The sequence below is a fragment of the Sphingobium sp. TomMM35A genome (assembly GCF_054771735.1).
The window spans coordinates 162,271-189,081 of the sequence record NZ_BSRC01000002.1 but is presented as its reverse complement, the minus strand read 5'-3'; the positions used below and the strand labels follow the sequence as shown (position 1 = coordinate 189,081).

General features: G+C 62.0%; 25 protein-coding genes and 1 tRNA gene. 13 read left to right on the top strand and 13 right to left on the bottom strand.

Annotated elements, in window-relative coordinates; translation table 11 throughout:
- Positions 1 to 58: 58 nt before the first annotated feature.
- Genes ACYU8T_RS13995 through ACYU8T_RS13980 form a run of 4 tightly spaced genes read right to left on the bottom strand, consistent with a single transcriptional unit; the run spans position 59 to position 3,024 of the window.
- Complete coding sequence (locus ACYU8T_RS13995; RefSeq protein WP_461159946.1) at positions 59 to 481, bottom strand: nuclear transport factor 2 family protein; 423 nt, start codon at positions 479 to 481, stop codon at positions 59 to 61.
- Between the two features lie 8 nt (positions 482 to 489).
- Positions 490 to 1,326 carry an SDR family NAD(P)-dependent oxidoreductase gene (locus tag ACYU8T_RS13990; RefSeq protein ID WP_255254872.1) on the bottom strand — a complete coding sequence of 279 codons (837 nt, stop codon included), beginning with the start codon at positions 1,324 to 1,326 and terminating at the stop codon, positions 490 to 492.
- 7 nt (positions 1,327 to 1,333) lie between these two features.
- Positions 1,334 to 2,119 carry an SDR family NAD(P)-dependent oxidoreductase gene (locus tag ACYU8T_RS13985; RefSeq protein WP_461159945.1) on the bottom strand — a complete coding sequence of 262 codons (786 nt, stop codon included), beginning with the start codon at positions 2,117 to 2,119 and terminating at the stop codon, positions 1,334 to 1,336.
- Complete coding sequence (locus ACYU8T_RS13980) at positions 2,116 to 3,024, bottom strand: NAD-dependent epimerase/dehydratase family protein (RefSeq protein WP_461159944.1); 909 nt, start codon at positions 3,022 to 3,024, stop codon at positions 2,116 to 2,118. The genes ACYU8T_RS13985 and ACYU8T_RS13980 overlap by 4 nt, the downstream gene beginning before the upstream one ends.
- A 101-nt stretch (positions 3,025 to 3,125) precedes the next feature.
- Here ACYU8T_RS13980 and ACYU8T_RS13975 point away from each other — a divergent pair, with 101 nt between their 5' ends.
- Positions 3,126 to 3,476 (top strand): winged helix-turn-helix transcriptional regulator, encoded by a 351-nt coding sequence (locus ACYU8T_RS13975; RefSeq protein WP_201515953.1) that lies wholly within the window; start codon positions 3,126 to 3,128, stop codon positions 3,474 to 3,476.
- Between the two features lie 117 nt (positions 3,477 to 3,593).
- Here ACYU8T_RS13975 and rhaI read toward each other — a convergent pair whose 3' ends face one another.
- Together rhaI and ACYU8T_RS13965 are read right to left on the bottom strand one after the other, a co-directional pair.
- Complete coding sequence (gene rhaI / locus ACYU8T_RS13970) at positions 3,594 to 4,886, bottom strand: L-rhamnose catabolism isomerase (RefSeq protein WP_461159943.1); 1,293 nt, start codon at positions 4,884 to 4,886, stop codon at positions 3,594 to 3,596.
- A 23-nt stretch (positions 4,887 to 4,909) separates the two neighbouring features.
- Positions 4,910 to 7,021 (bottom strand): bifunctional rhamnulose-1-phosphate aldolase/short-chain dehydrogenase, encoded by a 2,112-nt coding sequence (locus tag ACYU8T_RS13965; protein WP_461159942.1) that lies wholly within the window; start codon positions 7,019 to 7,021, stop codon positions 4,910 to 4,912.
- 89 nt (positions 7,022 to 7,110) lie between these two features.
- Here ACYU8T_RS13965 and ACYU8T_RS13960 point away from each other — a divergent pair, with 89 nt between their 5' ends.
- From ACYU8T_RS13960 to ACYU8T_RS13945, 4 genes are read left to right on the top strand one after another with little or no spacing between them, the layout of a single operon-like run.
- Positions 7,111 to 8,529, top strand: a complete 1,419-nt coding sequence (locus ACYU8T_RS13960) for an FGGY-family carbohydrate kinase (RefSeq protein WP_461159941.1) — start codon at positions 7,111 to 7,113, stop codon at positions 8,527 to 8,529.
- Positions 8,530 to 8,541: 12 nt separating this feature from the next.
- Positions 8,542 to 9,696, top strand: coding sequence for an FMN-dependent L-lactate dehydrogenase LldD (gene lldD / locus ACYU8T_RS13955; RefSeq protein WP_461159940.1), 1,155 nt, complete (start codon positions 8,542 to 8,544; stop codon positions 9,694 to 9,696).
- Positions 9,693 to 10,937 (top strand): MFS transporter, encoded by a 1,245-nt coding sequence (locus tag ACYU8T_RS13950; protein ID WP_097093498.1) that lies wholly within the window; start codon positions 9,693 to 9,695, stop codon positions 10,935 to 10,937. The genes lldD and ACYU8T_RS13950 overlap by 4 nt, the downstream gene beginning before the upstream one ends.
- A 19-nt stretch (positions 10,938 to 10,956) precedes the next feature.
- The gene (locus tag ACYU8T_RS13945; RefSeq protein ID WP_461159939.1) at positions 10,957 to 11,745 is read left to right on the top strand and encodes a DeoR/GlpR family DNA-binding transcription regulator; all 789 of its coding nucleotides are present in this window, start codon (positions 10,957 to 10,959) and stop codon (positions 11,743 to 11,745) included.
- A gap of 109 nt (positions 11,746 to 11,854) precedes the next feature.
- On the opposite strand, the gene ACYU8T_RS13940 is transcribed toward ACYU8T_RS13945, so the two are convergent.
- A complete protein-coding gene (locus tag ACYU8T_RS13940; RefSeq protein ID WP_201515948.1) occupies positions 11,855 to 12,145 on the bottom strand; it encodes a hypothetical protein in 291 nt (96 codons plus the stop codon).
- Between the two features lie 189 nt (positions 12,146 to 12,334).
- Positions 12,335 to 13,648 carry an MFS transporter gene (locus tag ACYU8T_RS13935; RefSeq protein ID WP_461159938.1) on the bottom strand — a complete coding sequence of 438 codons (1,314 nt, stop codon included), beginning with the start codon at positions 13,646 to 13,648 and terminating at the stop codon, positions 12,335 to 12,337.
- A 243-nt stretch (positions 13,649 to 13,891) separates the two neighbouring features.
- Between ACYU8T_RS13935 and ACYU8T_RS13930 the strand changes: the two genes are divergently transcribed.
- The 4 genes from ACYU8T_RS13930 to ACYU8T_RS13915 all read left to right on the top strand — a co-directional run bounded on the left by ACYU8T_RS13930 (position 13,892) and on the right by ACYU8T_RS13915 (position 20,656).
- Complete coding sequence (locus ACYU8T_RS13930) at positions 13,892 to 16,990, top strand: response regulator (RefSeq protein ID WP_461159937.1); 3,099 nt, start codon at positions 13,892 to 13,894, stop codon at positions 16,988 to 16,990.
- Complete coding sequence (locus ACYU8T_RS13925) at positions 16,987 to 17,850, top strand: CheR family methyltransferase (protein ID WP_176502317.1); 864 nt, start codon at positions 16,987 to 16,989, stop codon at positions 17,848 to 17,850. Before ACYU8T_RS13930 ends, ACYU8T_RS13925 begins: the two co-directional genes overlap by 4 nt.
- The gene (locus ACYU8T_RS13920; protein ID WP_461159936.1) at positions 17,840 to 19,681 is read left to right on the top strand and encodes a response regulator; all 1,842 of its coding nucleotides are present in this window, start codon (positions 17,840 to 17,842) and stop codon (positions 19,679 to 19,681) included. The genes ACYU8T_RS13925 and ACYU8T_RS13920 overlap by 11 nt, the downstream gene beginning before the upstream one ends.
- 147 nt (positions 19,682 to 19,828) lie before the next feature.
- A complete protein-coding gene (locus ACYU8T_RS13915) occupies positions 19,829 to 20,656 on the top strand; it encodes a transglutaminase family protein (protein ID WP_461159935.1) in 828 nt (275 codons plus the stop codon).
- A 19-nt stretch (positions 20,657 to 20,675) separates the two neighbouring features.
- Here ACYU8T_RS13915 and ACYU8T_RS13910 read toward each other — a convergent pair whose 3' ends face one another.
- The gene (locus ACYU8T_RS13910) at positions 20,676 to 20,990 is read right to left on the bottom strand and encodes a hypothetical protein (RefSeq protein ID WP_247233330.1); all 315 of its coding nucleotides are present in this window, start codon (positions 20,988 to 20,990) and stop codon (positions 20,676 to 20,678) included.
- Between the two features lie 67 nt (positions 20,991 to 21,057).
- Entirely contained in the window at positions 21,058 to 21,579 is a 522-nt protein-coding gene (locus tag ACYU8T_RS13905) for a MarR family winged helix-turn-helix transcriptional regulator (RefSeq protein ID WP_097093491.1), read from the bottom strand.
- A 125-nt stretch (positions 21,580 to 21,704) separates the two neighbouring features.
- Here ACYU8T_RS13905 and ACYU8T_RS13900 point away from each other — a divergent pair.
- The 4 genes from ACYU8T_RS13900 (at position 21,705) to ACYU8T_RS13885 (ending at position 23,779) form a co-directional block, all read left to right on the top strand.
- Positions 21,705 to 21,779 (top strand) — tRNA-Gln (locus ACYU8T_RS13900).
- A gap of 262 nt (positions 21,780 to 22,041) precedes the next feature.
- On the top strand, positions 22,042 to 22,260 hold the full coding sequence (locus tag ACYU8T_RS13895; RefSeq protein ID WP_461160394.1) for a BRO-N domain-containing protein: 219 nt from the start codon (positions 22,042 to 22,044) through the stop codon (positions 22,258 to 22,260).
- A 206-nt stretch (positions 22,261 to 22,466) separates the two neighbouring features.
- Positions 22,467 to 22,832: an MFS transporter gene (locus ACYU8T_RS13890; RefSeq protein ID WP_461159934.1), complete on the top strand. Its 366-nt coding sequence runs from the start codon at positions 22,467 to 22,469 to the stop codon at positions 22,830 to 22,832.
- A complete protein-coding gene (locus ACYU8T_RS13885; RefSeq protein WP_461159933.1) occupies positions 22,778 to 23,779 on the top strand; it encodes an MFS transporter in 1,002 nt (333 codons plus the stop codon). Before ACYU8T_RS13890 ends, ACYU8T_RS13885 begins: the two co-directional genes overlap by 55 nt.
- Before the next feature lie 304 nt (positions 23,780 to 24,083).
- Here the strand turns inward: ACYU8T_RS13885 and ACYU8T_RS13880 are convergent, their stop codons facing one another.
- The 3 genes from ACYU8T_RS13880 to tnpC all read right to left on the bottom strand — a co-directional run bounded on the left by ACYU8T_RS13880 (position 24,084) and on the right by tnpC (position 26,763).
- The gene (locus ACYU8T_RS13880; protein WP_461159932.1) at positions 24,084 to 24,509 is read right to left on the bottom strand and encodes an SOS response-associated peptidase family protein; all 426 of its coding nucleotides are present in this window, start codon (positions 24,507 to 24,509) and stop codon (positions 24,084 to 24,086) included.
- A gap of 212 nt (positions 24,510 to 24,721) precedes the next feature.
- Positions 24,722 to 25,168: a DUF72 domain-containing protein gene (locus ACYU8T_RS13875; protein ID WP_461159931.1), complete on the bottom strand. Its 447-nt coding sequence runs from the start codon at positions 25,166 to 25,168 to the stop codon at positions 24,722 to 24,724.
- Positions 25,169 to 25,209: 41 nt separating this feature from the next.
- Positions 25,210 to 26,763, bottom strand: coding sequence for an IS66 family transposase (tnpC, locus tag ACYU8T_RS13870; RefSeq protein ID WP_461158394.1), 1,554 nt, complete (start codon positions 26,761 to 26,763; stop codon positions 25,210 to 25,212).
- Between the last annotated feature and the right edge of the window lie 48 nt (positions 26,764 to 26,811).

Genomic DNA, 26,811 nt, shown 5'->3' with positions numbered 1-26,811 from the left:
GCCGTTTGCGGCAGTGTAGCGCGATCATGATTGCTGCCAAATGAAACTGGCAACTACATCAACCTTGGCGGACGGTTACGGGAACCGTCTCCTCCCAAAGCAGCTCCAGCTTGCGGCGCGTGAACCGCCAGTCCTCGCCGTCGCGGCGCCACTCATCCACATAGCGGATCGTCCAGCGCAGCAGTTGATCCGCGTCATTGAGGAGATGATCGGCGGTGCAATAGGTTTCTCCGCTCGCCCTGTCGCCATCAATCATAACCATCTGATTATGGACCTTGTGAAAGGTCGACCGGAACATCTGTCCCAGCGCATCGATGGATTGCAGCGTGGCATCCAGTCCTTCGGTCACGAAGCCGGGGCCTTCGATCCGGCAATCTTCCGCCAGCACGGATCGCCACAATTGCTTGTCCTTGCGATCGGCTCCTTGGGCATAAACGTCGGCTGTGCGCCGCAGCGCCGCTTCATCCGCCAGTCTGTTCATGGCGCCGCTCACAGGTTCATGCCATTGCCGGTGACGATCGGCATGTTGGTCCAGACGCCCTTGACGTCGCGGATCCACCCCGCCGCCGCCAATGAACCGCCATCCACATGGATCGCCGTGCCCGTCACCCAGGACGCCAGCGGGCTGGCGAGGTAGAGGGCAGCGCCAGCGCAATCATCAGGATGGCCAAAGCGTCCGAGCGGGACCCATCTTTCGACATGCTCGCGATTTTCCGGCGGCACCATATAGTCGATCGGCGTCTGCGGCGTGTCCGTGGTTTCAGGTGCGATGTCGTTGACCCGAATGCCGAGCGGCGCGAGTTCGAGGGCCAGGCTCTTGGTAAAGCCGGTGATGCCCGACTTGGCGGCAGCATAGACGGCGCAGTTGGGAATGCCGCGATAGGCCTCGATCGAGGTGATGTTGATAATCGAGCATCCGGGGGCCGAAGCTTTGAGCAGCGGCAGCAGACGGTTGGTCACTTGCATGAGGCTGATCAGGTTGACGCCGATAATGTCCTGAATCTCATTCCCGCTGAGATCAGAAAACGGTCTGGAATGAAGGAAATGCCCGACATTGTTGACAAGAATATCGAGCTTCCCGCCTGTCTCCTGCTCCAATCTCCTGGCCAGCGCGTCAACCTGTTCCGGCTTCGTAACATCGCACTGAATGGCCGTGCCCGCCGTGAAACCGGCGCTGCGCTCCGGATCGATTTCCGCTATGAAAACCCGCGCACCCTGTCGCGCAAAAGCATCGGCGCAGGCGCGCCCGATGCCCGCTCCTCCTCCGGTCACCAAAACCGACTTGCCCGTAAAATCCAGCATCATCCAATCCTTGCTTTCATTCATGCGTTGATCACGCCGCGCCCAACAGATCGGGATTGCGCCGCAATTCCTGCCCGCCATCGACAGCGAAAGACTGGCCGGTGACCCAGGATGCAGAAGGGCTGGCAAGATAGGCCACCGCGGCTGCTATATCTTCCGGTTCTCCCGTCCGCTTGAGCGGCGTCTGCTCCAAAAAGCGGTCAATGACTGCTGGGCTGGCGAACATATCCCTGGTCGCGTCGCTGCGGGTAAGACCTGGACGCACTGCATTGACGCGAATGCCGAGCTCCCCCAGTTCATCCGCAACTGTCCGGATCAGCCCTTCCAGCCCCGCCTTGCTCGCGCAATAGGCCGCAAGCGCGGGGAAGGGGAGTGTCGCGGCGGTCGACGATATGCATATGATCGACCCTCCCTCTCGCATCAATTTGGCCCCGAGCTGCATGGCGATGAAGGCGCTCGTGATGTTGAGGTCGAGATCCCGGCGCAAATCCGCGACGCTGCTCGACAGGAAGGGCGCAAAGCCGCCACCGCCGACAGCCGGAACCAATATGTCGAGCCGATCGGCCAGGGCATAGGCTTTCGCCAGAGCATCCCCGACATCCTTTTCGGATAAGGCATCGCCAGCGAAGACAGCGATCTGCGCATCGGGTAGGTCCGCGATGATCCGGCTGCGTGCTGCCTCAAGCGCCTCTTCCCTGCGGCCCATGATGAGCACGCGGGCGCCATCAGCCGCCAAGGCCCTGGCGCAGGCAGTACCGATCCCACCGCTGCCGCCAGTGACGACTGCTGTCATACCCGCAAGCGGAGCGGCGCTCATTTGACTGACCGAAACTGGTCAACAACTTCCTTCACCGCGCGAGCGACATCATTGCGGCGATACGCCAAGTCAGCCATCGTTTGCGCGTCAGGCTCATATTGCACGACATTGCCGCGCCCGGTGAAGATCGCGACATCGGGAAGCATCGGATGTTCCTGGTCGAGCGAAGGTACATCGACGTCGTTACCGGCAGCCTGGAAGAACAGCTTGAAGTAATCGGCGAAGCTCAGATTTTCGTCACCCACGAGATAGGCCTTGCCATTTTCTCCTCGTTCGAGCGCGGCTTCGATCGCTTCAGACAAGGACTGGGTCGAAATGAAGTTGGTTACGCCAGCAGGGCCAAAGGGCGGAATGCCGAGTTGTCCTTCGGCGTAGCGGGTATAGGCCTCGAACATCGGCAGGCTCATGCCGGGGACAGTGCCAACCACGAAGGGCGCATCCACACTGACGACATGGAAGCTTTCATCCGCCAGCGCGGCAATTCCGTCTGTCGCCATTTTCCGAGCACGAACATAGACGCTCTTTTCCACCAGTTCCGGCGCGACGTGGGGGTAGAAGCTGCCAACATGAATGAAGTGGCGCACCCCGGCCTGCTCGGCGAGCGCTGCGAATTGCGGCACGGCCTCTGCATTGGCGCGATAGACGTGGGCGTCATAATCAGTGCCTTCGGGAACATGACGAATATCATTGCCCGCAGCAAAGATGATTGCGTCAAATCCCGCTAGATCCTGCCCTGTGAAGCTGCCCTCCACATAATCGCCCTGAAGGAACGGCATGCGAGAAAGTTCTGTGCTTTGTTGGGGAGGCTTGCGGCCTGAAACCGTGACATCGTGCCCCTTGGAAGCAAGATGAAGGGCTGCATGACCACCGATCATACCGGTGCCGCCGACGACGAGAATTTTCATGATAGGGTCCTCTCCATGGGCGCGCCGCGCCTCTTGATCGAGAGAGGTATCGATTCGAGTTTCGATTTGCAACAAGGCACCGATCGGGTATTAGGTATCTTATGGATACCAGAGTGAACCCCCAGACTGCCCTCGAGATTCTAGAGCTTGTCGGAAACAAATGGACAATGCTTGTCACTTATCGTTTGGGAGAGGGCGCGATGCGCTTTTCTGATCTCAAGCGATGTGCTGCACCGATCAGCTCCAAGATGCTGACGCAGACCCTGCGCGAACTTGAGCGCTTCGGAATGGTCTCACGCGAGGTGCTGCCGACGATGCCGCCAAGCGTGGAATATCGGCTGACGGATTTAGGCCGAAGCTTCCTGGGAACGGTAAGCGGGATCTGCGACTGGATCGGCGACAATCACGAAGCGCTAGAGGAGGCGCGTCGAAGAGAGACTATTGCTGCGTGAGGTATGAAAAGCCAGATCGTCTTACAAACGAGATCGGTCGATAATAAGGATTATGTTAAATAGTAAAGTAGGATAAAGGCGCTGACAATATTGCCAGCGCCCCAAATCTGCTTGAACTTAGACGATGCCTGCGCCGAGGCCTACAGGCTTGCGCTCCTGCGCCTTGCGCTCACGCCACAAGCTGGCCCGATAAGTCGACAGCACGTCGATCGCGCCGCCAGCTTCCAGTCGCGCCTTGGCGATGATCGGCGCCACATCGACATTATAAGCGCGACGCAGCGCCTGGAACGCCATCATCGTATCGTTGGCTTCCTGCGCCGCATGCAGCGCTTCGCGATCGACCAGCAGTGCCTTGGCAAAGCAGGCCGTGATCGTTTCCGCCGATGACAGCATGGATTCAATCGGGTCAGTCACATTGTGCGACTGGTCGATCATGTAACTGGGGTTGAACCCGTCGCGCGGGTGCAGTTCTGCCTCCACCAGTTCGTTGAAGACGAGGAAGAGCTGGTGCGGATTGATCGAACCGCTATCTAGATCGTCGTCGCCATATTTGCTATCGTTGAAGTGGAAGCCGCCCAGCTTGCCGAAGCGATGCAGGCGCGCCACGATCTGTTCGATATTGACGTTGGGCGCGTGGTGGCCAAGGTCAACGAGGCACTTCGCCTTGGGGCCAAGTTCCTGCGCGGCGAGGATCGATGAACCCCAGTCAGAGATGACCGTCGAGTAAAAGGCGGGCTCGAACATCTTATGTTCCAGCAGCATTCGCCAGTCGTCGGGCAGCGCGGCATAAACCTGTGCGGCAGCTTCCAGATAGCGGTCCAGGCTGCGGCCCAGATCCTGCTGACCCGGGAAGTTCGTGCCATCGCCGACCCAAACGGTCAGGTCAGTCGAACCCAACTGACGGCCGATCTCGATGCACTCGATATTATGCTCAACTGCCTGCTGGCGCGTCGCTTCCACGGTAGAGGACAGCGATCCGGTGGCGTAGGTCTGCGCCTGCCCGGCCTGATCCTGGAAGGTGTTGGAATTGACGGCATCGAAACCCAGGCCGAGGCTCTGAGCTTCCTCGCGCAAACCCTTGTAATCGCTGACCTTGTCCCAGGGGAAATGCGGCGACACGCGCGGCGTCACGCGGCTCAGCTGGTTGATGACGGCGCAATCTTCCAGCTTCTCATGGATGTTGGTCGGCTCGCCAGCGATCGGGAACTTGGCGAAGCGCGTGCCGCCCCGTCCCGCGCCCCAGCTGGGCACGGCGACGGAAAAGCCCGCCACCCGATCCTTGATTGCTTCGATGTCGATGCCGGTGCGCGACAGCTTGCGGCCGAGCGCGGCATAATCTTCGTCCAGCGCGTCCGCATCGCGGGCGTTGGCTTCCGCGATTAGTTCGGCGGAAATGGGCAGGTTGCTCATGATAATAACCTCTCCGTTGCCGATCAGCGCGTGAACGCCTGGGCATTGCCCGCATCGACATTGATCATGTTGCCGGTCGACTTGGCCGACATGTCGCCAGCCAGGAAGTAAACCGCCTCGGCGATGTCGGACGGCAACACGTCGCGCTTCAGCATCGAGCGCTGGCGGTAATGTTCCTCCAGTTCCTTGCCGGAGTCGATCCCATGTGCGCCAGCGCGTTCCTTGCGCCAGTCGCCGTCCCAGATTTTGCTGCCCTTGATCACTGCGTCGGGGTTCACCGTATTGACGCGGATGCCGAAGGGTGCGCCCTCCAACGCCAGGCACCGCGCCAGATGGTTGGCGGCAGCCTTGGCCGATGCATAGGCCGACGCGTTGGTCGCGGCGGCAACGCCGTTCTTCGAGCCGATGAACACGATCGACGCGCCGCCCTGTTCCTTCATCCGCTTCATCAGCGGGAAGGCAGCGCGGGCGGTGAGGAAATAGCCTTCTGCCAGCACGTCGTAATTCTTGCGCCACAGCGCGACCGTGGTCTCCTCGATCGGAGCCGAGGAAGCAATGCCCGCATTGGCGACGAGAATATCGAGACCGCCAAATTCGCGGGCGCAATCGTCGAATGCGGCCTGGACTTGCGCTTCATCGGTCACGTCGCAGACGGCGGCGCGGATAACATCCTTGCCGAACTGCTTGGCGAAACCTGAGCGAACCTCTTCGATCGCATTGGCATCGCGATCGGCGAGCATTACGCAAGCGCCATCCGCCAGCAGCCGGGCAGCAGTAGCAGCGCCAATGCCGCCCGCCCCGCCCGTCACCAGGGCGATCTTGCCGACGAGCGGCTTGGGCTTTGGCATGCGCTGGAGCTTTGCTTCCTCCAGCAGCCAATATTCGATGTCGAATGCTTCCTGCTCATCGAGCGCGATATATTCGCCGATCGCTTCGGCGCCGCGCATCACGTTGATGGCGTTGCCGTAGAACTCTCCGGCCAGACGTGCAGTGGTTTTGTCACCGGCAAAGGTGATACGCCCGACGCCCGGCACGAGGATCACGATCGGGTTCGCGTCGCGCATGGCGGGCGAATTGGACCGCTTGCACCGCTCATAATAGGCGGCATAGAGATCGCGATAGGCGGCGATCTGGTCAGCGAGATAAGCGTCATCCTGCAGCTTTGCGGGATCGAGCGGCAGCGGTGCGATCTTCGTGCGCAGGAAGTGATCGGGGCAGGACGTGCCTAGCGCGGCGAGGCGCAGGAAATCGGCTGAACCCACAAATTCCAAAGCTTCGACATCGTCGGAATAATGTCCGACCTTGGCGCGTGCGCCGGTCATCAGGCCACGCAGACGCGGCATCAGGTCGGCGGCGATCGCTGCACGGTCGGCGTTGGGCGCAACCACCTGACCACCGAAGGCTGGTTTTTCAGCCAACTTTGCGTTCAGATATTCGGCGGCGTCCGCGATCAGCTGAACGGTATGTTCGTAGCAGGACTTGGCGGTGTCGGCCCAGCAGATGATGCCGTGGCCCGCAAGCATGACGCCTTCGACGCCGGGATTTGCCCTGACGAAGTCGCGCAGCTGGACGCCGAGCGTGTAGCCCGGACGCTTCCAGGGCAGCCAGCCGATCTTGCCGCCCCAGATTTCACGGGTCGCGGCTTCGCCACCCGAAGAGGCTGCGAGCGCGATGATGGCGTCGGGGTGGACGTGATCGACATGTGCAAAAGGAAGTAGCGAATGCAGCGGAGTGTCGATCGAGGCGGCGCGGGGATTGAGGTTGAACGTGCAGTGGGGCAGGTAGCCGACCATCTTGTCGTCGTCGTCGGGGCCGCCATAATGCTTCTCAAGGCCTAGCAGCTTTTCCTGGTAGAGCGTTGAAAAGCCGTCGAGTTTCATTGAGCCGATGTCGCCGCCCGAGCCCTTGACCCAGAGCACTTCCACCTTCTCACCCGTCAGGGGATCGGTTTCCACGATCTTGGCGGAGGTATTGCCGCCGCCGAAATTGGTCACCGTAAGGTCCGAACCGAGCAGATTCGATCGGTAAAGGAGCAGTTCGGCGGGGCTGAGATTCGCGGCGACGCCGTCATCCCAGCGGCTGGAAGGAACGGCAAAGGGAAGTGCCGAGGACGAGACGGGATTTTGCATGTTCATGGCGCTCCTATTATCATTTGCGCTTTCCTCAATCAATCCTTTGCGTTATTAATCGATCATATTCGATCAAACAAGATGAGAAAATTTTCATGCGGGAGGACGAACTGAACCTCGGCTTCGCCATTATCGTCGATATCGGCAAGACGCTGAGCAAAGTGTCCCTATGGTCGCGCGACGGCCGGATTCTGGACCGTCAGGTGCGCCCGAACGAGGTGCGAACGCAGGACGGCATCCGCCGCCTCGACACGGACGGCATCGGCGGCTGGCTCGTCGAATCACTTTCACGCTACGCCTCCAGCAATGTCGAAGTGATCGTGCCCGTAGCCCATGGCGCAGGCGTCGCTGCCCTGACCGATGGCAAGCTGGCTTTCCCGCCGCTCGATTATGAACAGTCCATTCCGGACGACATCATGAGCGCCTACCGCAAGGAGCGCGACGCCTTTGCGGTCACAGGTTCCCCCGCCCTGCCCGATGGCCTGAACATCGGATCTCAGCTGTTCTGGCTGGATCGCCTCTACCCGGCCGAAATGGCGGCAGCAACGTTGCTGCCCTGGGCGCAATATTGGGGCTGGTTCCTGTCCGGCACGGCGGCCACCGAGGTGACGAGCCTTGGTTGCCATAGCGATCTTTGGACGCCGGATACTGGCCGCTTCTCTCCGCTGGCCGAGCGGATGGGCTGGGCTGAACGCTTCGCACCGCTGGTGAAGGCGGCCGACAGCATCGGTACGCTGCGGCCCGATCTTGCGGCTCGCACCGGCCTTTCTGCCGACATCCGCGTCCTTGCCGGGCTGCATGATTCCAATGCGGCCCTGCTGGCGGCGCGCGGCTTTGATGAGATCGCGCAGGGCGATTCAACCATCCTTTCCACCGGCACATGGTTCATCGCCATGCGCCTGCCCCAGGAAGCGCTGGCAACGAGCAGCCTTGCCGAAGGGCGGGATTGCCTGGTCAATGTCGACGCCTATGGCAGCGCCGTTCCATCAGCCCGCTTCATGGGCGGCCGGGAAATCGAAACGGTGATCGAATTTGACACGCGCCGGGTCGACATCAAGCCCGATCAGCCAGCTTTGATCGCGGCGGTTCCGGAAGTGCTAAAATCCGGGGCCATGCTGCTGCCGACGCTTGCGCCCGGCTTTGGCCCCTACCCCGCCGGTTCCGGCAATTGGACGGAGCGCCCGGATGACTGGTATCAGCGGCGGGCGGCGGTTTGCCTCTACGCTGCGCTGGTTGCCGACACGATGCTGGACCTGATTGGATCACGAGACCGGCTGCTGGTCGAGGGCCGCTTTGCCGATGCCGAAGTGTTCGTGCGGGCGCTGGCTTCCTTGCGGCCGGATATGGAGGTCTATACCGCCAACGCCCATAATGACGTGTCCTTCGGCGCGCTCCGCCTGATCGATCCCAGCCTGAAGCCCCAAGGATCGTTGAGCCGGGTAGAGCCGCTTGATCAGGATCTTTCTTCCTACCGTTCCAGATGGTTAGCTGGAATTGGTGAGCTTGTTTCTTAAAAGGTTTCGTGCATGCCGATAGCCAGCGTCGCCGATTTTCGTGAGGCCGCCCGACGCCGCCTGCCCCGTTTCCTGTTCGAATATATCGACGGCGGCTCTTATGCCGAGGTGACGCTGCGCAAGAATGTGAGCGAGTTGAGTGACATCGCGCTGCGCCAGCGGGTGTTGCGCGACGTGTCGGCCCTAGAACTATCCACCAGCCTGTTCGGCCGGAAGCAGGCTCTGCCGGTGGCGCTCGCCCCGATCGGCCTGGCCGGGTTGAATGCACGGCGCGGCGAGACGCAAGCGCTGCGCGCTGCCGAAGCGGCGGGCTTGCCCTTCACTCTTTCGACGGTGGGCGCCTGTTCTCTGGCCGAAGTCGCGCGCGCCGCGTCGCAGCCCTTCTGGTTCCAGCTTTACATGATCCGCGACCGCGCCTTCATGAAGGATTTGCTGGCGCAGGCGGCGGCCGCCCAATGCTCCGCCCTCGTCTTCACGGTCGATATGCCGGTGCCGGGGAGCCGCTATCGCGACTATCATAGCGGCCTTGCGGGCGCGGAGGGGCTAAAGGGCGCGATCTGGCGCACGGCGCAAGCGATGATGAGGCCGGGCTGGGCCTGGGACGTGGGCGTGCGCGGCCGTCCCCATACGCTGGGGAATGTCGCGCCGGTGTTGCAGGGCAAGACCGGTATCGAGGATTTCTTCGCCTGGATGCGCAATAATTTCGATCCGTCGATCCACTGGCGCGATCTGGATTTCATCCGGTCCGAATGGAAGGGCCCGCTGATCATCAAGGGGCTGCTTGACCCCGAGGACGCGCGGGAGGCGGCTGCGCTGGGAGCGGACGGTATCGTCGTGTCCAACCATGGCGGGCGGCAGCTGGATGGCGTTTTGTCGACCGCGCGCGCCCTGCCCCCGATTGCGGACGCGGTCGGCGACAAGCTGACGGTGCTTGCCGATGGCGGCGTCCGTTCGGGATTGGACGTGGTGCGCATGCTGGCGCTGGGCGCGAAGGGCGTGCTGCTCGGCCGCGCCTGGGCCTATGCGCTGGCGGCGCAGGGTGAAGCGGGCGTCACGAAGATGTTGCAATTGATCGAAGCGGAGATGCGGGTGGCGATGGCGCTCACCGGCTGTTCCACTATCGCGGACATAAACCAGAGCATTTTGACCGGGAGGGACATGGTATGAGTGCGGGAGCACAGAAGGATAATTGGCGGGACACGATCCTTGCTGGACTTGCCAACTATATCGACGCGGGGTCTATCGTCGCTGGCTCTGCCGCACTCGCGCTCTGGCAGGAAAGCTATGGGCTGTCGAACGACTTCATCGGCCTGATCGGCGCTTTCGGGCCGAACGCGATCGGCGCGGGCGTGGGCGCCTATGTCGGCGGGCGGCTGTGCGACAAGCTGGGCCGCAAGAAGATCTACCAGTGGGACATGCTGGTCTATGCGATCGGCATGGCGATGCTGGTCTTTGCCTTCGCGCCGTGGATGATCGTGGTCGGCTTCCTGATCGTCGGCGTGGCCGTGGGCGCGGATATTCCGGCGTCCTGGTCGCTGATTGCCGAACAAGCGCCCGATGACCGGCGCGGGAAGCATTCCGGCGTGGCGCAAGTGCTCTGGTATCTGGGGCCGGTGGTCGTGCTGTTGCTCAGCCTGGCGCTGACCAGCCTTGGCGAACTTGGCGCACGGATCGTCTTTGCCCATCTGTTGGTGATCGCGCTCGGCCTCACCTTCCTGCGTTCGCGGATGAAGGAATCCGAACGGTGGGAAGCCGCGCAGGCGGAAGGCGTCACCAAGCTGCCAGTGTCCACGCTGTTCCAGCCCAAATATCTGGCGTCCATCCTGGGCTTGGTCGGCATGTATGGTTTCTGGAACCTGTGGGCGGGGACGAATGGCTTCTTCTTCCCCTATATCCTGCGCACGGTGGGCGCGGCGACGCAGGCGCAGTCGGTCGCCATTCAAGCGCTGTCCTTCGCGATCGGCATGGCATCCATCGGCCTGGTCTTCATGCGCTATGCCGACAAGGTCAACCAGCGGACGCTGTTCGCGATTTCGGCGATCATCCAGGTGATCGGCATGGTCCTGCTGGCCATCTTCCCGCTGACCATCCCGATCGCGCTGCTGCACGTCTTCCTACTTCAGTTCGGCGGCGGTTTCGGCGCACAGAGCTTCTTCCAGCTGTGGAGTTCGGAGATGTTCCCGACCATGCTGCGGTCGACCGCGCAGGGCCTGTGCTTTGCGATCGTTCGCATCAGCCTTGGCATATTCAGCTTCTTCGTTCCGATGCTGAGCGCTACGGGCTTCACGACGCTGGCGTGGATTCTGACAGGCTTCCTCGTCATAAGCGGCGTCATCGGCACCCTTTGGGCGCCGCGCAACGAAGGCAAGTCGCTGGAACAGCTTGAAGCTGAACGGGCGGCTGCCTGATCAAGGGGGTTCGGGGACAATGCACGCGGAGGAACGCGAAAGGCTGATCATCGAAGCCATGGGCCCTACCGGCTTCGTCAGCTATCGCGCCCTGGAATCGCGGCTTGCAGCGTCCCCGGCCACGATCCGCCGCGACCTTTCCCGGCTTGAGGACGAGGGTGTGATCCACCGCGTCCGGGGCGGGGCGCGGCTGACGGAAAGCCATGGCGGCAAGCCGGATGGCGGGGCACGGCTGGCGGGCACGCCTTTTGCCCAATCCATCACCGAAAATCTGGCGCAGAAGCGATCGATCGGCCGGGCTGCTGCCGAATTGTGCCAGCATGGCGAAGGCATCATGATCGATGGCGGCACGACGACGTTGCAGATGTGCCCGCATATCGATGGGCTGGACCTGTCGGTGCTGACCAATTCGCTGCATATCGCCAACGCGCTGCTGCCGCAGGCGGGGACGCAGATACTCCTTCCTTCCGGCACGCTGTTCAGGGAACAGAACATCATCCTGGCGCCTGCGGGCGAAGAGTCCATGCCGCGATTTCACGCGCCCAAGCTCTTCATGGGCGCAGCGGCCGTGGGGCCTCAGGGCGTGATGCAGCAGGATGTCATTCTGGTCGCCGCCGAACGCCGCCTGATCGATCGGGCGGAGCAGGTCATCCTGCTGGTCGACAGTTCCAAATTCACGTCGTCGTCAGGAGCGATCGTTTGCGGCCTGAACGAGGTGGATGTCGTGGTCACGGATCGGGGCGTCGAGCCGCGTGCCATCGCCATGCTGGAACATGCAGGCGCTGAGGTCATCATCGCGGACGCATGATACCGCGACGCTTTTGATTGAAATAAAAGCGGGTGAAACTCCGTGTCAGCCCTTTGATGCTGCCAAGGCGTTTCACCCGCTAAACTATTTCTCGGCTTCTTAGCGAGGATTATTCTTCGCCATTATCCTTCACGCCAACGGTCGGAACGTCGATGGTTTCCTTCTTCGAGCCAACGACGACCTCCTTCGAGTCGACGTCGACCTTGGGAAGGTCGCCGCCCTGGACGCTGACTTCCGGCATGTCGCCGCCCTTGACATCGGCCTTCCAGAAGCCCGTGGCGAACAGGATGCCGACGACTGCCAGGATCAGGATCAATACTATTGCAAGCGTGCGCCCGCCGCGGCTTTTGTGAACGACCGTCCGGTCTCCGGTATAGGGATCTCTGTGAACTTCGGCCATCTCTATCCTCCTCTTGGTGGATAGTGAACAGATGGAGCTTCAGCTTGTTCCGTAAGAGTATCAAAGGGTGGCGAGAGACGGGCTGGTAGTTGCCGGGTCTCTCGCCATCTCTTCCCTGAACATCTTCCTTTTAGGCGAGCGGAAACAGGGGTGCGCGTACATAGGTTAGGGCTTCGATAATGTTCGCGATCACCCCACCTTGTTGAGATCCACCCCGCGCGTTTCGGGTGCCGCCGCAACGGCGATGAGGGTGATAAGCAGGCCGCCGATCACATAGGCGGCGACCATGCCGGTGCCCCCGCTCGCCTTGTAGAGCGACAGGGCGATGATCGGGGCGAGCGAGCCTGCGACGATGGATGTCGCCTGATAGGCTATGCTGGCGGCCGAATAGCGCAGGCGCGTGGGGAAAAGCTCGGTGATCATCGCGCCCTGCGGGGCGTACATGGCGCCATGGGCCACCATCGCGACGGTTATGGCGATACCAACGCTCCAGATCGTGCCCCCATCAAGCAGCGTGAAGAAGATGAGGAACCAGGCGGCTACGCACAGCGCGCCCGCGCCATAGACGAGCCTGCGCCCGATACGGTCGGACAAGGCGGCGAACAGGGGCATGGTGAGACATTCGAGCGCGGAGCCGATCAGCACGGCGTTGAGGACGAGCGAGCGATCGCCGCCCTTGATTTCCGTCCAATAGGTGATCGCGAAAGTGGCGGCGACATAGTAGCAGATATTCTCGCCGAAGCGGAGGCCCGCTCCGATGAGGAGGGCGCGGCCCTTGCGGCGGAGCGCCTCGATCGCGGGGAAGCGCTCGACGCCGCCAGCGGCCGCTTCACGGGCGAAGACCATGCTTTCGGACACGGCGCGGCGGAGCCACCAGCCAACGAACACGAGCACGATCGACAGCAGGAAAGGTATGCGCCAGCCCCAGGCCATGAAGTCAGCTTCGGTGAGCAGGGCCGAAGACATGGCAAAAACGGCGGCGGCGAGCAGATTGCCCGCGGGCGCACCGACTTGCGGCCAGCTGGTCCAGAAGCCGCGTTGCGAGGCGGGTGCGACCTCCGCCACGATCAGCACCGCGCCGCCCCACTCGCCACCCACGGCAAAGCCCTGAAGCAGGCGGAGCAGGACGAGCAGTACCGGCGCCCAGGTGCCGATCTGTTGATAGGTGGGGAGCAGGCCGATGGCGGTCGTCGAAAGGCCCATGGTGAGCAGGCTGATCATCAGCAATGTCTTGCGCCCGATGCGGTCGCCGAAATGGCCGAACACGATCCCACCCAAGGGCCGGGCGAGGAAGCCGAGCGCGTAGGTTGAAAAGGCGAGCAACGTGCCCGTCAACGGATCGAAGGACGGGAAGAACAGGCGGTTGAACACCAGAGCGGAGGCGACGCCATAGATGAAGAAGTCGAACCATTCGATCATCGTACCGATCAGGCTCGCGCCGACGACCGTCCTTAGTTCCCGCTTGCCGACCGCCCCATCGGCGGCATCCATTTGCGCGTTCATCCGCCCTCCCCCTTGTTCGCTATGGTCATCTGCATAGGGGCGAAGCGCTTCAAGGAACAAGCGCGAGTTGAGTGGGCGGCGAACTTTGTGAGGGAACCATTCGCCACTCCGGTCGTTGAAGCCCTTCAAGGCACGCCCGAAAACCCTTTTTAGGGGCTATTCGTGCATGCCGGGCGAAGGGCAAAAAGGGGGAAGTGGGCTTCCTGTGGCGCGGACTGCGCGACAGGGGCTTTTTTTAAACGGATGCAGCAGTCTAAATCGCCGATCACGCAGGCCTGGCTTTATGGTGCGCTGGCCGTTCTTCTCGCCCTGCCCTTCGCAGCCGACATCATCTTCCCGCTCGGGACGGCGGTATGGGTCGCCTATCTGCTTCCCATCGTTCTTTCCTATGTGGCGCGGCGGCAGCAGGTTCCGTTGATCGTTACCGCGCTGGCGACGCTGCTGACCATCGTCGGTTTCACGCTGGCGCCCCCGGGCGTCGATCCCCAGGTCGCGATCACCAACCGTGCGTTGGCAGGCGTTACCTGCTGGGTCCTGGCCATCATCGGCGTGCTGTTCATCCGCAACCGGCTGGCGATCGCGCGGGAGGAGTGGCTGCAAGGCGGACAGGTCGGCCTTGCAAAGGCGGTCGGCGGCGAACAGCCGCTCGATACGCTGGCGACGAGTGCGCTTACATTCCTGGCCGATTATCTAAAGGCGCAGGCGGGCGCGCTGTACATCGCCAATGGGGAAGGTTTTCGCCGCTATGCCACCTATGCGGTGCCTGCGGACGCGCCGCTGCCGGAGCGATTTTCGCTGAGCGACGGGCTGTTGGGCCAAGCGGTGCGCGACAAGCGCAGCTTTTTCCTCAAGGACGTGCCTGACGGTTATCTGTCCTACGGGTCGGCACTGGGCCAATCGAAGCCCGACAGCCTGCTTATCAGCACGACACAGGCCGACGGCACCATCAACGCCGTCATCGAACTGGGCTTGCCCAAGGACGCCGATAGCGAGGCACAGGCATTGCTCGACAGGATCGGTGCGCAGCTGGGCGTCGCCATTCGGTCAGGCAAATATCGTGCGCGCCTGCGTGAACTGCTGGAAGAAACGCAGCAGCAGGCCGAGGAATTGCAGGCGCAAAGTGAGGAGCTGCGCGCCAATAATGAAGAGCTGGAGCAGCAAAGCCGCCAGTTGCAGGAATCGGCGGCTAGGCTGGAAACCCAGCAGGCGGAGCTGGAACAGACCAATTCCCAGCTTGAAGAACAGGCGCGGCAGTTGGAAATCCAGCGCGACGACCTGACGCGGACGCAGCGATCGCTGGAAAACCAGGCTGGCGAGCTTGAACAGGCGAGCCGCTACAAGTCCGAGTTCCTGGCGAATATGAGCCACGAACTGCGCACGCCGCTCAACTCGCTGCTGATCATGGCGCGATTGCTGGCGGAAAATCGCGGCGGCAACCTGTGGCCAGAGCAGGTGCGGCATGCCGAGACGATCGAGACGTCAGGCAATGACCTGCTGACGCTGATCAACGACATTCTCGACATTTCAAAGATCGAGGCGGGCAAGCTGGAACTGCACACCCGCCGCATGAGCATCCGTGCGCTCACCGAAAAGATGGAGGCGGTCTTTGCGCCGTCCGCAAAATCGAAGGGCCTTGCGTTCAGCGTGAAGCAGGAGCCGGGCGCGCCTGCGGAAATGGACAGCGATCCCCAGCGGATCGAACAGGTGCTGAAGAATTTCCTGTCCAACGCCATCAAGTTCACCGAGACGGGATCAGTCACTCTGGCCGTGAACGCAGCCGCCAACGGCAGGATCGCCTTTACCGTGCGGGACACGGGCGTCGGCATCCCGCCCGAACAGCAGCAGGTGATATTCGAAGCCTTCCGCCAGGCCGATGGCACCGTCAGCCGCAAATATGGCGGCACCGGCCTTGGTCTTTCCATTTCGCGCGAACTCGCCCGCCTGCTTGGCGGCGAAGTGCAGGTGGAGAGTATCGCTGGCGAAGGCAGCGCCTTCACGCTGATCCTGCCCGAGCGCTATGATGATGCGGCAAGCGGTTCCGCAGAGATGTTGCGGCCGGTCGAACAGTTCCGCCCTGCCCCGTCCAACCCCAAGCCTGCCCGCCGCCGCAAAGGCCCGGCCGCGCAGGACGACCGGGAAACGCTGTCGGGCGATGCGCGCGTCATCCTGATCGTCGAGGATGATCCGGTGTTCGCCAAGATCCTTTGCGATGTCGCGCATGAGCTGAATTTTCAGTGCCTGATCGCGACCACCGCCGACGAAGGCGCGCTGATGGCGCGGCAATATGTGCCCAATGCCGTGATATTGGACATGAACCTGCCGGATCATACCGGCCTTTCGGTGCTGGACCGGATCAAGCGCGACGTGCGGACGCGTCATATTCCGGTGCATGTGGTATCCGTCGATGACGATAGTCAGGCGGCGCTGTCCAGCGGCGCGATCGGCTATCTGTTCAAGCCGGTGAAGCGCGACGCTCTGGTCGATATGCTGGAAGGGTTGGAAGCGCGCATGTCCCAGCGCCTGCGCCGCGTTCTGGTGGTCGAGGATGATGCGCAGCAGGCCGAGAGCGTGAAGCTGCTGCTCGCGTCGCGTGATGTCGAGACGGTCGAGGCGCATTCCGCCGCGCAATGTTTCGATCTGCTCGGCCGCGAGACATTCGATTGCATGGTGCTCGACCTCAACCTGCCCGACGCTTCGGGCTTGGACTTGCTGGAGCGACTGAGCGCTGATGAGGCTGTCGGTTTCCCGCCCGTCATCGTTTATACCGGCCGCGACCTTGCTCCCGAAGAAGAAATGCGGCTGAGGCGCTACAGCAAGTCGATCATCGTCAAGGGCGCTAAATCGCCCGAGCGCTTGCTGGATGAGGTGACGCTGTTCCTGCATCAGGTGGTGTCCGACCTTCCGGAACCGCAGCAGGCGCTGATCGCCAAGTCGTTGAACCGCGACGCCGCGTTGGACGGACGCGAAATCCTGGTGGTCGAGGACGACATCCGCAACGTCTATGCCCTCACCTCCATATTCGAGCCGCATGGGGCCAAGGTGCGGATCGCACGTAACGGGCGCGAGGCGCTCCAGACGCTGGACGAGGCGGCGCGCGGCCTTTCCGATCCTGTCGATCTGGTGCTGATGGACGTGATGATGCCGGAGATGGATGGCCTCACGGCCACGCGGGAAATCCGGTCCCAGCCATGGGGCAGGCAGATGCCCATCATCGCGCTCACCGCCAAGGCCATGGCGCGAGACCAGCAGGACTGCCTGGACGCTGGCGCGAACGACTATCTGGCCAAGCCGCTGGACGTCGACAAGCTACTCAGCCTGACGCGCGTGTGGATGCCGCGATGAGCGAGGAGATATTCGCACCCCACGAGGAGTTGGAGCTTGACCTGCTGCTGGAGGCGCTCTGGCGGCATTATCATTACGACTTTCGCGGCTATTCGCGTGGGTCGCTGCACCGGCGGCTGGCGCGCGCACAGCAGCGGCACGGGTGCGAAAGCCTGTCGCAGCTTCAGCATCTCCTGCTGCGCGACCCGGCGGTGTTCGCCGACCTGATGGGCTTCCTGACCATCCAGGTGAGCGAGATGTTCCGCGACCCCGCCTATTTCCGGGCGTTGCGGGAATTGGTGGTGCCACACCTTCGCACCTATCCTTCGCTCAAGATCTGGATCGCAGGCTGTGCCAATGGCGAGGAATTTTATTCGCTGGCGATCCTGTTCCGGGAAGAAGGGTTGGAGGATCGAACCATCTTCTATTGCACGGACATCAGCCCCGCCGCGCTCAAGAAGGCGGAGGCCGGGATCTATGACCTCGACCGGATCGCGCAGTTTACGGAAAATCACCGGCTGGCAGGCGGCAAGCAGTCGTTGTCCGATTATTATACCGCTGCCTATGGCGCGGCCGTGTTCGACAAGACGCTGCGCCGCCGGGCGGTGTTTGCCGAACATAATCTGGCCAGTGACCAAGTGTTCGCCGAAGTGCAACTGGTGTCGAGCCGCAATGTACTGATCTATTTCGATCGCGAATTGCAGGACCGGGCGCTCGGGCTGTTCGGCGGATCGCTGGTGCGCGGCGGATTTCTGGGATTGGGGTCGAAGGAGACGCTCCGCTTCTCCCGCTACTCCGCAGCCTTTGCCGATTTCCATGAGGCAGAGAAAATCTACCGGCGCAATGTGAAGGACTTGGAGGATCTGCGCCATGCAGCATGAAAAGCCCAAGATCCTGGCGGTCGATGATGTCGAGGAGAATCTGCTCGCGCTGGAGGCTCTGTTCGCTGGAGAAGGCGTCGAGCTGCTGAGGGCGCGGTCCGGCGTGCAGGCGCTCGAACTGCTGCTGGTTCATGATGTCGCGCTGGCGCTGCTGGACGTGCAGATGCCGGGCATGGATGGTTTCGAACTTGCCGAACTGATGCGCGGGACCGAGCGAACCCGGCGGGTGCCGATCATCTTCCTGACGGCCGTCGCCACCGATGAAAGGCGGCGATTTCGGGGATATGAGGCGGGCGCCGTCGATTATCTGCTGAAGCCCGTCGATGCGCATATCCTGCGGAACAAGACCACCGTCTTCGTCGAGCTTTTCCGTCAGCGAGAAGAACTGGCGCGCCAGCGTGACGAGATTGCCGCCGCCCTCGCCCGGCTGCACGCGCATAGCGACAATTCGCCGCTCGCGATCATCGAATTTGACGCGGCACGCCATATCATAGGCTGGTCCAATGGTGCCGAGCGGCTGTTCGGATGGCGATCGCCGGAAGTGGCCGGGTTCAAGACGAGCGAACTCAAATGGATCGACCCCGATGATGAGGCCGCGTTCGATGGGTTGATGAGCGACCTGATCGCCGGGCGCAGCGTTCGCGCCGTCCAGCATTTGCGCATGCGCACGGCCGAAGGGCTGACGCTGGAATGCGAATGCTATTGTTCGGCACTGCTCAATGGGCAGGGACGGATCGTGTCCGTCAATGTCCAGATTCTCGACGTGACCGAACGGAAGCGCGCGGAAGAGACGCAGCGCCTGCTGATCGGGGAATTGAACCACCGGGTCAAGAATACGCTGGCGTCGGTGCAGGCCATCGCCGTGCAGACCTTGCGCCATTCCTCGGGTCCGTCCGACTTTGCTCCGACCTTCACGGGGCGCATCCATGCCCTTGCGCGCGCGCACTCCTTGCTCAGCAGCACTACGTGGCAGGGCGCGTCTTTGCGCGAACTGGTCAATGGCCAGATCGACATTGGCGCCATCGATCTGGGGCAGCTGCTGATAGAGGGGCCGGAACTGGAGCTGGCGCCCGAGTTGGCGCTGCATGTCGCTCTCATCCTGCACGAGCTTGTGACCAATGCCCATAAATATGGCGCGCTTTGCACACCGGCGGGCACCGTGTCGCTGTCGTGGAAGATGGAGCGTGAGCATCTGGCGATCCGTTGGGCAGAAAGCGGTGGTCCGCGCGTTGCCGAGCCCACGCGCAGAGGATTTGGCACGGCCCTTATCGAACGCAGCCTGAAGGCGGAAGGCGGACAGGCGCGTGTGAGCTATGAGGAAAGCGGCGTTTGCTGGACCATGACATTGCCCACGGGGCCGCGCATCAGCCGGGTCAACATTGCAAGTCCGGGGATCAATCCTGGCGAAGAGCTGAATGCTGCTGAAGGCGGCGCGATCACCGGGCGCGCTTTCCTGGTGATCGAGGATGAACCGCTGGTGGCGATGGAGATTGCAAGCCTATTGGAGGATGGCGGGGCGGCAGGGGTGACGATCGCTGGCTCGGCCGAAGAAGCGCTGGCATTGATCAAGAGCGCCGACTTCGACGCTGCGCTGCTCGATGGCAATTTGCAGGGCATGTCCGTCGATCATGTTGGCGCGGCACTGGCGCAGAGGAACATCACCTTCGCCTTTGTGACTGGATATGGCCGGGAAAGCCTGCCCGAGGACTTTCAGGACCGGATGTTGATCGGAAAGCCATTTGATCCCAAGGGCTTGCTGAATTGCGCGGCGAAGCTGTGCGAAGATGCCGACATGGTTCGCCTCGCAGCGCCCCCCATTGCTGTACAATAATGTCTTTCCTGTCCCGCCAGCGTCTTTTTCCTCATAGGTTGGTGGAAAGCGGCGCGAGCGGCCCCATCTAGGGGGCATGGCAAGTTTTTCGACCGTGAGTTTCCGGGAGCTGCGGGCTCCCTCCATTCTCGCCGCATCGGTGCTTCGATGAACGAGAGCATCGCCTATCTCGGTTTGCTGGCCGATGAGGAGATCGAACTCGACAGCGCCGCGCTGATGTTGAGTGCGCTCGATCATGACGGGATCGACGTTGAACCCTATCTGGAGCTGCTGCGCGGAATTGGCAAAGCCATCGATGCGGAGCGGTCCGGCGCCGGGGACGATGAGCTGCAATCGGGTGAGGCCCAAGGCGCCCTGCTCGCGCGCGTGATTGGCACGCAGTTCGGCTTTGCGGGTGATAGTGAGAGCTATGATGCGCCGCTGAACGCGGACATGGTGCGGGTGCTGGACCGCCGGCTGGGGCTGCCGGTCAGCCTGTCCATCCTCTATGTGGCAGCCGCGCGGCGGGCGGGATGGCGTTCCCACGCCCTCAACACGCCTGGACATGTCCTGGTCAGCATCGGGCCTGAGGATGCTCCGGCGATCATCGATCCCTTCCGGCGTGGCGCACTGGTGCAGGCTGAACAATTGTCAGAGTTGTTGACGAGGGCCGCCATTTCCGGTCCCCAGGCCCAATCCGCCGTCGAGCCGATGTCGAACCGCATGACCCTCGTCCGCCTCCTCCTGAACCAAGCTACGCGAGCGGAGGATGCGGGTGATACATGGCGGGCATGCACCATATATGAGCGGATGACCGTGGTCGCGCCTGAACATGACGCCGGCTGGTGGGCACTTGCCCGCTTGCAGCTGGTGCATGGCGAGGTCGAGGCGGCGCGCGCGAGCCTATGCGCCATGCTGGAGATCAGCCGCGACCCTGAACGCCGCCGCTATGTCGCAGCGGCGCTTAGCCAGCTCTCCGGCCAATCTCAGGCCTAAAGCCCTGCCCGGTGCGGGTTCAATCTCGCCTGAGGTCATTGCCGGCGCGCTCCATAGCGGCGCCCGCGTCCTGCTTGGCTTCCCGTGCTTCGCGCCGGGCATCCTGAGCTGCATTGCGGCTGGCCGCTCCGACTTCATTTGCGCCCTCATCAAACGCCCGCCCCGCATCGTCGAGGCCGTTGTCGATTTTCTCGCCCGCCTGATCCACTGCCCGGCTGACATCATTACCGATCGCCGATCCCGCATTCTCAAGGCTATCCGCTGCCTTTTCCGAGCAAGCGGACAGGCTCATGCCCGCCGAGATCGCCAGGCCAGCCAGAAGTGATAATCTCATGATCTTCCTCATCTTACCGTGGAGTGCCTGAGCTTAACCACCGCAAGACATTATGGTTGCTCGCCAGTCAGCGGCTGCGCAACCCGAACACCATCGACCGGTCGGCGTCGGGGATCAATCCTTCCAACACGCGCCAAAAGCCGGTGACGGAGCCCTGCCCCGCCTGCGCATAGGCCGCCGCCATCTTTTCACGCAGGGCACGGAATAATTCAGCCTCCAGCGCCTTGCCCGAGGCACTGAGCCGAAGCAGTTTTTGCCGCCGGTCATTCGCCCCTTGCCGGGTTTCGATATAGCCGCGCTCCACAAGGTCGTTGAGTACCCGGCCGAGCGACTGTTTGGTGATGGACAGAAGGCGCAGCAATTCCTTCACAGTCAGGTCAGGCTGGCGCGAGATGAAATACAGCGCACGGTGATGCGCACGCCCCAGCCCCTGCGCCGCAAGCCCATCATCGATGGACCGCGTCAGGGCGGAGTAGCCGAAATACAACATCTCGATCCCGCGCCGGATTTCGTCCTCCCGCAGGAACAGGGGAGAGGCAGGCGTGACCTGCGAAGCCGGTGCATTGGCGGGCGAACTATTTGCATTCATGCCGGGCGTTCCAGGAAGCTTTTGACGCCCGCATATTGGCGGAGCAAGTCTGTGATGACTAGGCTTTCCTTTCGCGCAAGAGACGCTATATGCCGTCCCCGCGCCCGGCACCGCCGCGCGCATGCTGGGGCGTAGCCAAGCGGTAAGGCAGCGGTTTTTGGTACCGCCATGCGCAGGTTCGAATCCTGCCGCCCCAGCCAGTTTAAGTTTTCTGATGTTTTTCAGTTGCTTAGAGGGCAATCGGAACCTTCTGTGGGGTCCGTCTGTGGGGTCCGCTAGACCGGGCAATTGGACTCTTACCGAAGCTTGACCAATCACCCATGACTCGAGGTGCGTTCGCCACACCTCGACCTTGATACGAACGCGGCACTGCTCAGTATACTTCGAAGCTGGACCCCGAGGAGCGGCGGCTGTTTCCCGCAATATGCCGAATAGGGGTGGCAGTCAGGCTGATACCCCCACATTATTAGTGAGGGGGATGGGTTCGCTTGGCTGAAAGGCGAAGCCCATACGTCTGCCGTTTCGGAGTCTGGCCTCTACAAGCTCATCATGCGATCCGACAAACCGGAGGCCATGGAGTTCCAGAGCTGGGTGGCCAAAGTCGTCCTACCGAGCATCCGGAAGACCGGCGGGACCCCCTTCGTTCGAATGGCACCTTATCCGCTACTGCTGGCGGGGTAAGCCAATGTAACGGAAGCAATCTTATTCTCCTCTGCCACAGGTGACATGGCACAGTTTCGCTGCAATCTTCTCGCTAACGTAACGATTGGAGCGAGCAAGGATGTTGGACGAACGGATGACCTTTCGGCAGTGGTCGCAGGGCATCTGCATCTTATCGAACTATGCTCCTATTGGCGATGCACTCCTCTCCTGCCGCCAGTGGCGCGTTGACCAGTCGGCAGGCGGATTATGCGTTGGCGGTGTTCCTGCTCGCCTACATCCTGTCCTTCGTCGACCGCCAGATATTGAGCCTGATGGTCGATCCCATCCGCCGCGATCTGGGTGTCAGCGACCTGCAAATGGGCCTGCTCCAAGGCATGGCGTTCGCCTTGCTTTATTCCATCCTGGGGGTGCCGCTCCGCCTGCTGGCCGATCGATGGCCGCGCAAATGGATCATCACGGCGGGCGTGGCCTTCTGGAGCGTGGCGACAGCCTTTTGCGGCCTCGCCAGAACTATGCCGCTCTCTTCGCTTCGCGCATGGCCGTGGGCGTCGGAGAGGCCGCCCTGTCGCCCTCCGCCCACTCCTTTCTGAGCGATGCCTATTCCCGCAGCCGGCTGGCGCGCGCGATGGCGATCTACACGCTCGGCATCACCATCGGCGGCGGGCTGGCGCTGATGATCGGCGGCACGGTGATCGACCTTATCGGCACAAGTCGCAATGTCGACATGGGTCCGCTCGGCACCTTCCGCTCATGGCAGGCCACCTTCCTGATCGTCGCCAGCCCCGGCCTTCTCGTCGCCCTGCTGGTCGCCACCATCCGCGAACCCCGGCGTGGCGCTGGGTCGGGGCAGCCCGGCAGGCCTGACGATGACAGAACCGGGCTTTCTTCGCTGCTCGCCCATATGGCCCGGCACCGACGAGCCTTTGCAAGCATCTATCTCTCGTCCTGCATCCTCGGCATCATGGGTTACGGCATGACGGCCTGGTATCCGACGCTGCTCATCCGCAATTTTGGCCTGTCAGCGGGGGAGGCTGGCCGCTACCTCGGGCTTGTCTTCCTGTTGCTGGGGAGCGCAGGGGCGGTCTGCGGAGGGCTCCTGTCCGAACGGCTGGCGCTGCGTGGCCGCAGCGACGCCAACCTGCGCGTGGTCATGGTCGTATCCATCGGCACCTTTGCGCCCGCGACGCTGGCGCCGCTGATGCCATCGGCGGTGCTGGTGCTGGCCTTGTTCGCGCCAGCCTGTTTTCTCTTCAATGCCTATTTCGGATGCGCCATCGCCGCACTGCAGCTCGCCACGCCGCCGCGCATGCGGGCGACGAATTCTGCCCTGTTTCTACTCGCCAACGCGCTGGTCGGATTGTCGCTCGGTTCCGCAATCATTCCGCTGCTTGACCGTCAGCTTTTTGGAGGCGGAGGCGATATCGCAATGCCGCTTTCGTTGGTCGCGGCGAGCGCTTGCGCATTGGCAACTGCCATCACCGTTTATGGCTGTGCGTATTATGGCGCACTGGCTCAAAGCGGCGATCAAAAAGCGTGAGGCCCCAACAGGCACTTTTATTAAAATTCTATCACGTTGCTCGTATGAAGCCCCATAGTACTCGGTCGATCTTTCGGAGCAGATCTTCCAAAGTGTTTTGAAGCCATCGGAGGAAGGCTTTCGCGACTCGTGAACGTCTGGTGCTAGCATAGCCTGACGTTCCCAATAACAGCGGCGAACGGCAGAAATGTCTCAAGCCAAGTCATGCTTCGCACGGGCTTGGCATTCGGTGTTGCCCGAATCCGGAAAGCCACCTCGCCCCGCAGAAGTTCATCCGTCGAAATCAACGAACATTGCATTCTGCTTAAAACGCCAAGCTGGTTTGCAACGGCTTTGTGGATATCTCCTCGACTGAGAACAAATGCGCCGGCGGCGTAACCAGCAGATCAGCCTCCGGCACCTTGGGGTCCAACCACTGCATGACCTGCCGCCGCTGAATGATCGCGCCATGACGCTCCTGATAGCGCATCACCTCCGGGTTCGCGTCGACCGTGATGATGCGGTAGCTGACCGGCCATTCGCCCACGGCCGTTCCCCAGATGGCAGCAAGGTAGAAGAAGTTGCCATCCTCCAGATGCACGCGAAATTTCTTGTCGCCGTTGCGGATGTGAAACTCCGACGCGGGCACCAAGCAGCGATTGGTCGGGAATGTGCGTCCTTCGCAGCGGATGAATTCATAGCGGACGCCGTCACAGAAGCGCGGATTGGAACCCCAGACCGCCTCGATCATCTCCATTTCCTGGACGTCCTCTGGATTGCGCCGGATGATGGCACGGCAGCTCCCGAGCGCGTCGGCATCAAAGGGCTTTCGAGTCCATGACGAGAACATACAAGGAACAATTTGCGGGAGCAAGCGGGGGCAGAAAGGAGGAGCGATGTGCAACAACTATAGGCTGGAGGTAGACATCGCCTCGATCGCCGAGGATTTCGAGGATCTCAAGATCAAGATGCCCCAGGGCAAGCCAATGTGCCCGCACGCGAAGATATCAAGATTACCGATGTTGCGCCGATAGCAGCTGAGGATGCTGTATTGTCGAAGATGCACCAAATCTGCCCATCCGCTTGCTCCTGCCGGAGCAGCTGCTCCGCATAATAGCTCACGCGCTCGGCATAGCTGGAACGGTACATGACCGGAGAGCCATGCAGCCGCCAGTAACGCAAGCCTGTCCATCCTCCGGGGTACGAGGCGGCTGGGCAGACAGCAGGATCGGCTGCCACACGAGCAATCCGGTGCTGGTTGAGAAGCACTTCGGCCTCGGCTCCGAACCAACTTGGGTGGCGCGGCTCGCAAGCGGTGAAGGCTGGACTTCTCGATGTCAGGTCGCTGAAGAAGCCGGTGGCTACCTTGGGGCCAAACTCGAGCTTGGGCGGCAGCTGAACCAGCAACACGGCTAGCTTTTGCTCCGTAAGCGTGGGCTGGAGGCCGCAGATCAGGCGGCTTCGGCGATCGGTTGCTGATCTGGTCGCCAATTCCACGGCATGAGTTCATCCCAGCGAGCGGCAGGCCAGTTGCCGGCGATCTTGGCGATAACGTCGGCAATATAGGCCTGTGGTTCGAGGCCGTTGAGCTTTGCGGTCTCGATAACGGAGTAGATGGCCGCCGCCCGATCGCCGCCTGCCTTTGATCCGGCGAACAGCCAGTTTTTACGGCCCAAGGCCACGCATCGCATGGCACGCTCCGCAATGTTGTTATCGATCTCCAGACGCCCATCATCGAGGAAGCGCGTGAGCGCCACCCAGCGCTTGCGGCCATAGGCGATCGCTTTCGCCATCTCGGACTTGGGCGAGAGGCGGCGCAGGGCATCGTCAAGTGCTTGCCGCAGATCATCGATCAACGGCTGAGTGCGGTCGTGCCGGCTTCGTCGGCGGATCTCGGGTTGCTGGCCTTGAACCTCTGCCTCGATCTCATAGAGTTGGCCGATGCGTTCTAGCAGGTCGGTGGTGAGCGGCGTCGGCTTGGTGGCGTGGATGTCGAATATCTTCCGCCGGAAATGCGCCCAGCAAGCAACCTCGGTGACGCGGTTCGTGTCGTAGAGCTTGTCATAACCGGCGTAACCATCAGCCTGCAGGTAGCCGGCGAAGTTGGCCAGCTGACGCTGGGGATGCGCACCGGTGCGATCGGTGGTGAACTCATACCAGACGAGCGAGGGGGTCGTAGCGCCCGAGCCACGATCATCGACGGCGTAAGCCCAAAGCCTGCCGGTGGCCGTCTTGCCCCGGCCCGGATCAAGCATGGGAACAGGCGTATCGTCGGTATGGATCTTTGAGGCGGTGAGGCCCACCTCGCGAATGCGACTGACGATCGGGTCGAGCAGCACGGATGCCTGTCCTACCCAGCCCGCCAGTGTCGATCGGTCGATCTCGACCCCCTGCGCAGCCATGATCTCGGCCTGGCGGTAAAGCGGCAGATGATGGTCGAACTTGGAGACGACAACGTGGGCCAGCGTGCCGAAGGTCGCCTTGCCGCGCGCTATCGCCTTTACCGGCACGGGCGCCTGGACGATCTTCTCGCAGGACCGGCAGCTATACTTGGGCCGGATGGTCCGAACGACACGCCATTGCACTGGCACGGCATCGAGCATCTCGTCGCTATCCTGCCCCAGAGGCCGCAGCGCTCCGCCGCAATCTGGACAGGTGCAACTGCCCTGTTCGGGCTCGATCCGCTGTTCCTCCCGCGGCAGATGAGCAGGCAGCGCACGAACAGGCGACGGCCGATCAACCTCTGCCGGATCGGCCCGGCGGGCGGCGGCGACGATGGCCTCGCCTTCGAGCTCTTCGAGCGCAAGCTCAAGCTGTGCGATCTGAGTGTCGAGCTTCTCGGACGACTTGCCGAACTGCATCCGCTTGAGGCGCGCGATCTGCACGCGCAGCGTGTCGATCAGGATGTCTCGGGCAGAAATATCGGCATGGGCGGCCGCCAAAGCAGCTTCGAGCTCGGCGATCCGAGCGTCTTTATCAGCGGTGGAAAGGCCTGCGTCCGACACCGCGACCCTATAGCGGAACAGACGCCGCAATGCCAGAAAAAGCGCCGG

Coding starts and splice junctions, on each gene's coding strand:
- ACYU8T_RS13995 (WP_461159946.1), bottom strand. CDS start 481: ATGAACAGACTGGCGGATGAAGCGGCGCTGCGGCGCACAGCCGACGTT.
- ACYU8T_RS13990 (WP_255254872.1), bottom strand. CDS start 1,326: ATGAATGAAAGCAAGGATTGGATGATGCTGGATTTTACGGGCAAGTCG.
- ACYU8T_RS13985 (WP_461159945.1), bottom strand. CDS start 2,119: ATGAGCGCCGCTCCGCTTGCGGGTATGACAGCAGTCGTCACTGGCGGC.
- ACYU8T_RS13980 (WP_461159944.1), bottom strand. CDS start 3,024: ATGAAAATTCTCGTCGTCGGCGGCACCGGTATGATCGGTGGTCATGCA.
- ACYU8T_RS13975 (WP_201515953.1), top strand. CDS start 3,126: ATGGATACCAGAGTGAACCCCCAGACTGCCCTCGAGATTCTAGAGCTT.
- rhaI (WP_461159943.1), bottom strand. CDS start 4,886: ATGAGCAACCTGCCCATTTCCGCCGAACTAATCGCGGAAGCCAACGCC.
- ACYU8T_RS13965 (WP_461159942.1), bottom strand. CDS start 7,021: ATGAACATGCAAAATCCCGTCTCGTCCTCGGCACTTCCCTTTGCCGTT.
- ACYU8T_RS13960 (WP_461159941.1), top strand. CDS start 7,111: ATGCGGGAGGACGAACTGAACCTCGGCTTCGCCATTATCGTCGATATC.
- lldD (WP_461159940.1), top strand. CDS start 8,542: ATGCCGATAGCCAGCGTCGCCGATTTTCGTGAGGCCGCCCGACGCCGC.
- ACYU8T_RS13950 (WP_097093498.1), top strand. CDS start 9,693: ATGAGTGCGGGAGCACAGAAGGATAATTGGCGGGACACGATCCTTGCT.
- ACYU8T_RS13945 (WP_461159939.1), top strand. CDS start 10,957: ATGCACGCGGAGGAACGCGAAAGGCTGATCATCGAAGCCATGGGCCCT.
- ACYU8T_RS13940 (WP_201515948.1), bottom strand. CDS start 12,145: ATGGCCGAAGTTCACAGAGATCCCTATACCGGAGACCGGACGGTCGTT.
- ACYU8T_RS13935 (WP_461159938.1), bottom strand. CDS start 13,648: ATGAACGCGCAAATGGATGCCGCCGATGGGGCGGTCGGCAAGCGGGAA.
- ACYU8T_RS13930 (WP_461159937.1), top strand. CDS start 13,892: ATGCAGCAGTCTAAATCGCCGATCACGCAGGCCTGGCTTTATGGTGCG.
- ACYU8T_RS13925 (WP_176502317.1), top strand. CDS start 16,987: ATGAGCGAGGAGATATTCGCACCCCACGAGGAGTTGGAGCTTGACCTG.
- ACYU8T_RS13920 (WP_461159936.1), top strand. CDS start 17,840: ATGCAGCATGAAAAGCCCAAGATCCTGGCGGTCGATGATGTCGAGGAG.
- ACYU8T_RS13915 (WP_461159935.1), top strand. CDS start 19,829: ATGAACGAGAGCATCGCCTATCTCGGTTTGCTGGCCGATGAGGAGATC.
- ACYU8T_RS13910 (WP_247233330.1), bottom strand. CDS start 20,990: ATGAGATTATCACTTCTGGCTGGCCTGGCGATCTCGGCGGGCATGAGC.
- ACYU8T_RS13905 (WP_097093491.1), bottom strand. CDS start 21,579: ATGAATGCAAATAGTTCGCCCGCCAATGCACCGGCTTCGCAGGTCACG.
- ACYU8T_RS13885 (WP_461159933.1), top strand. CDS start 22,778: ATGGCCGTGGGCGTCGGAGAGGCCGCCCTGTCGCCCTCCGCCCACTCC.
- ACYU8T_RS13880 (WP_461159932.1), bottom strand. CDS start 24,509: ATGATCGAGGCGGTCTGGGGTTCCAATCCGCGCTTCTGTGACGGCGTC.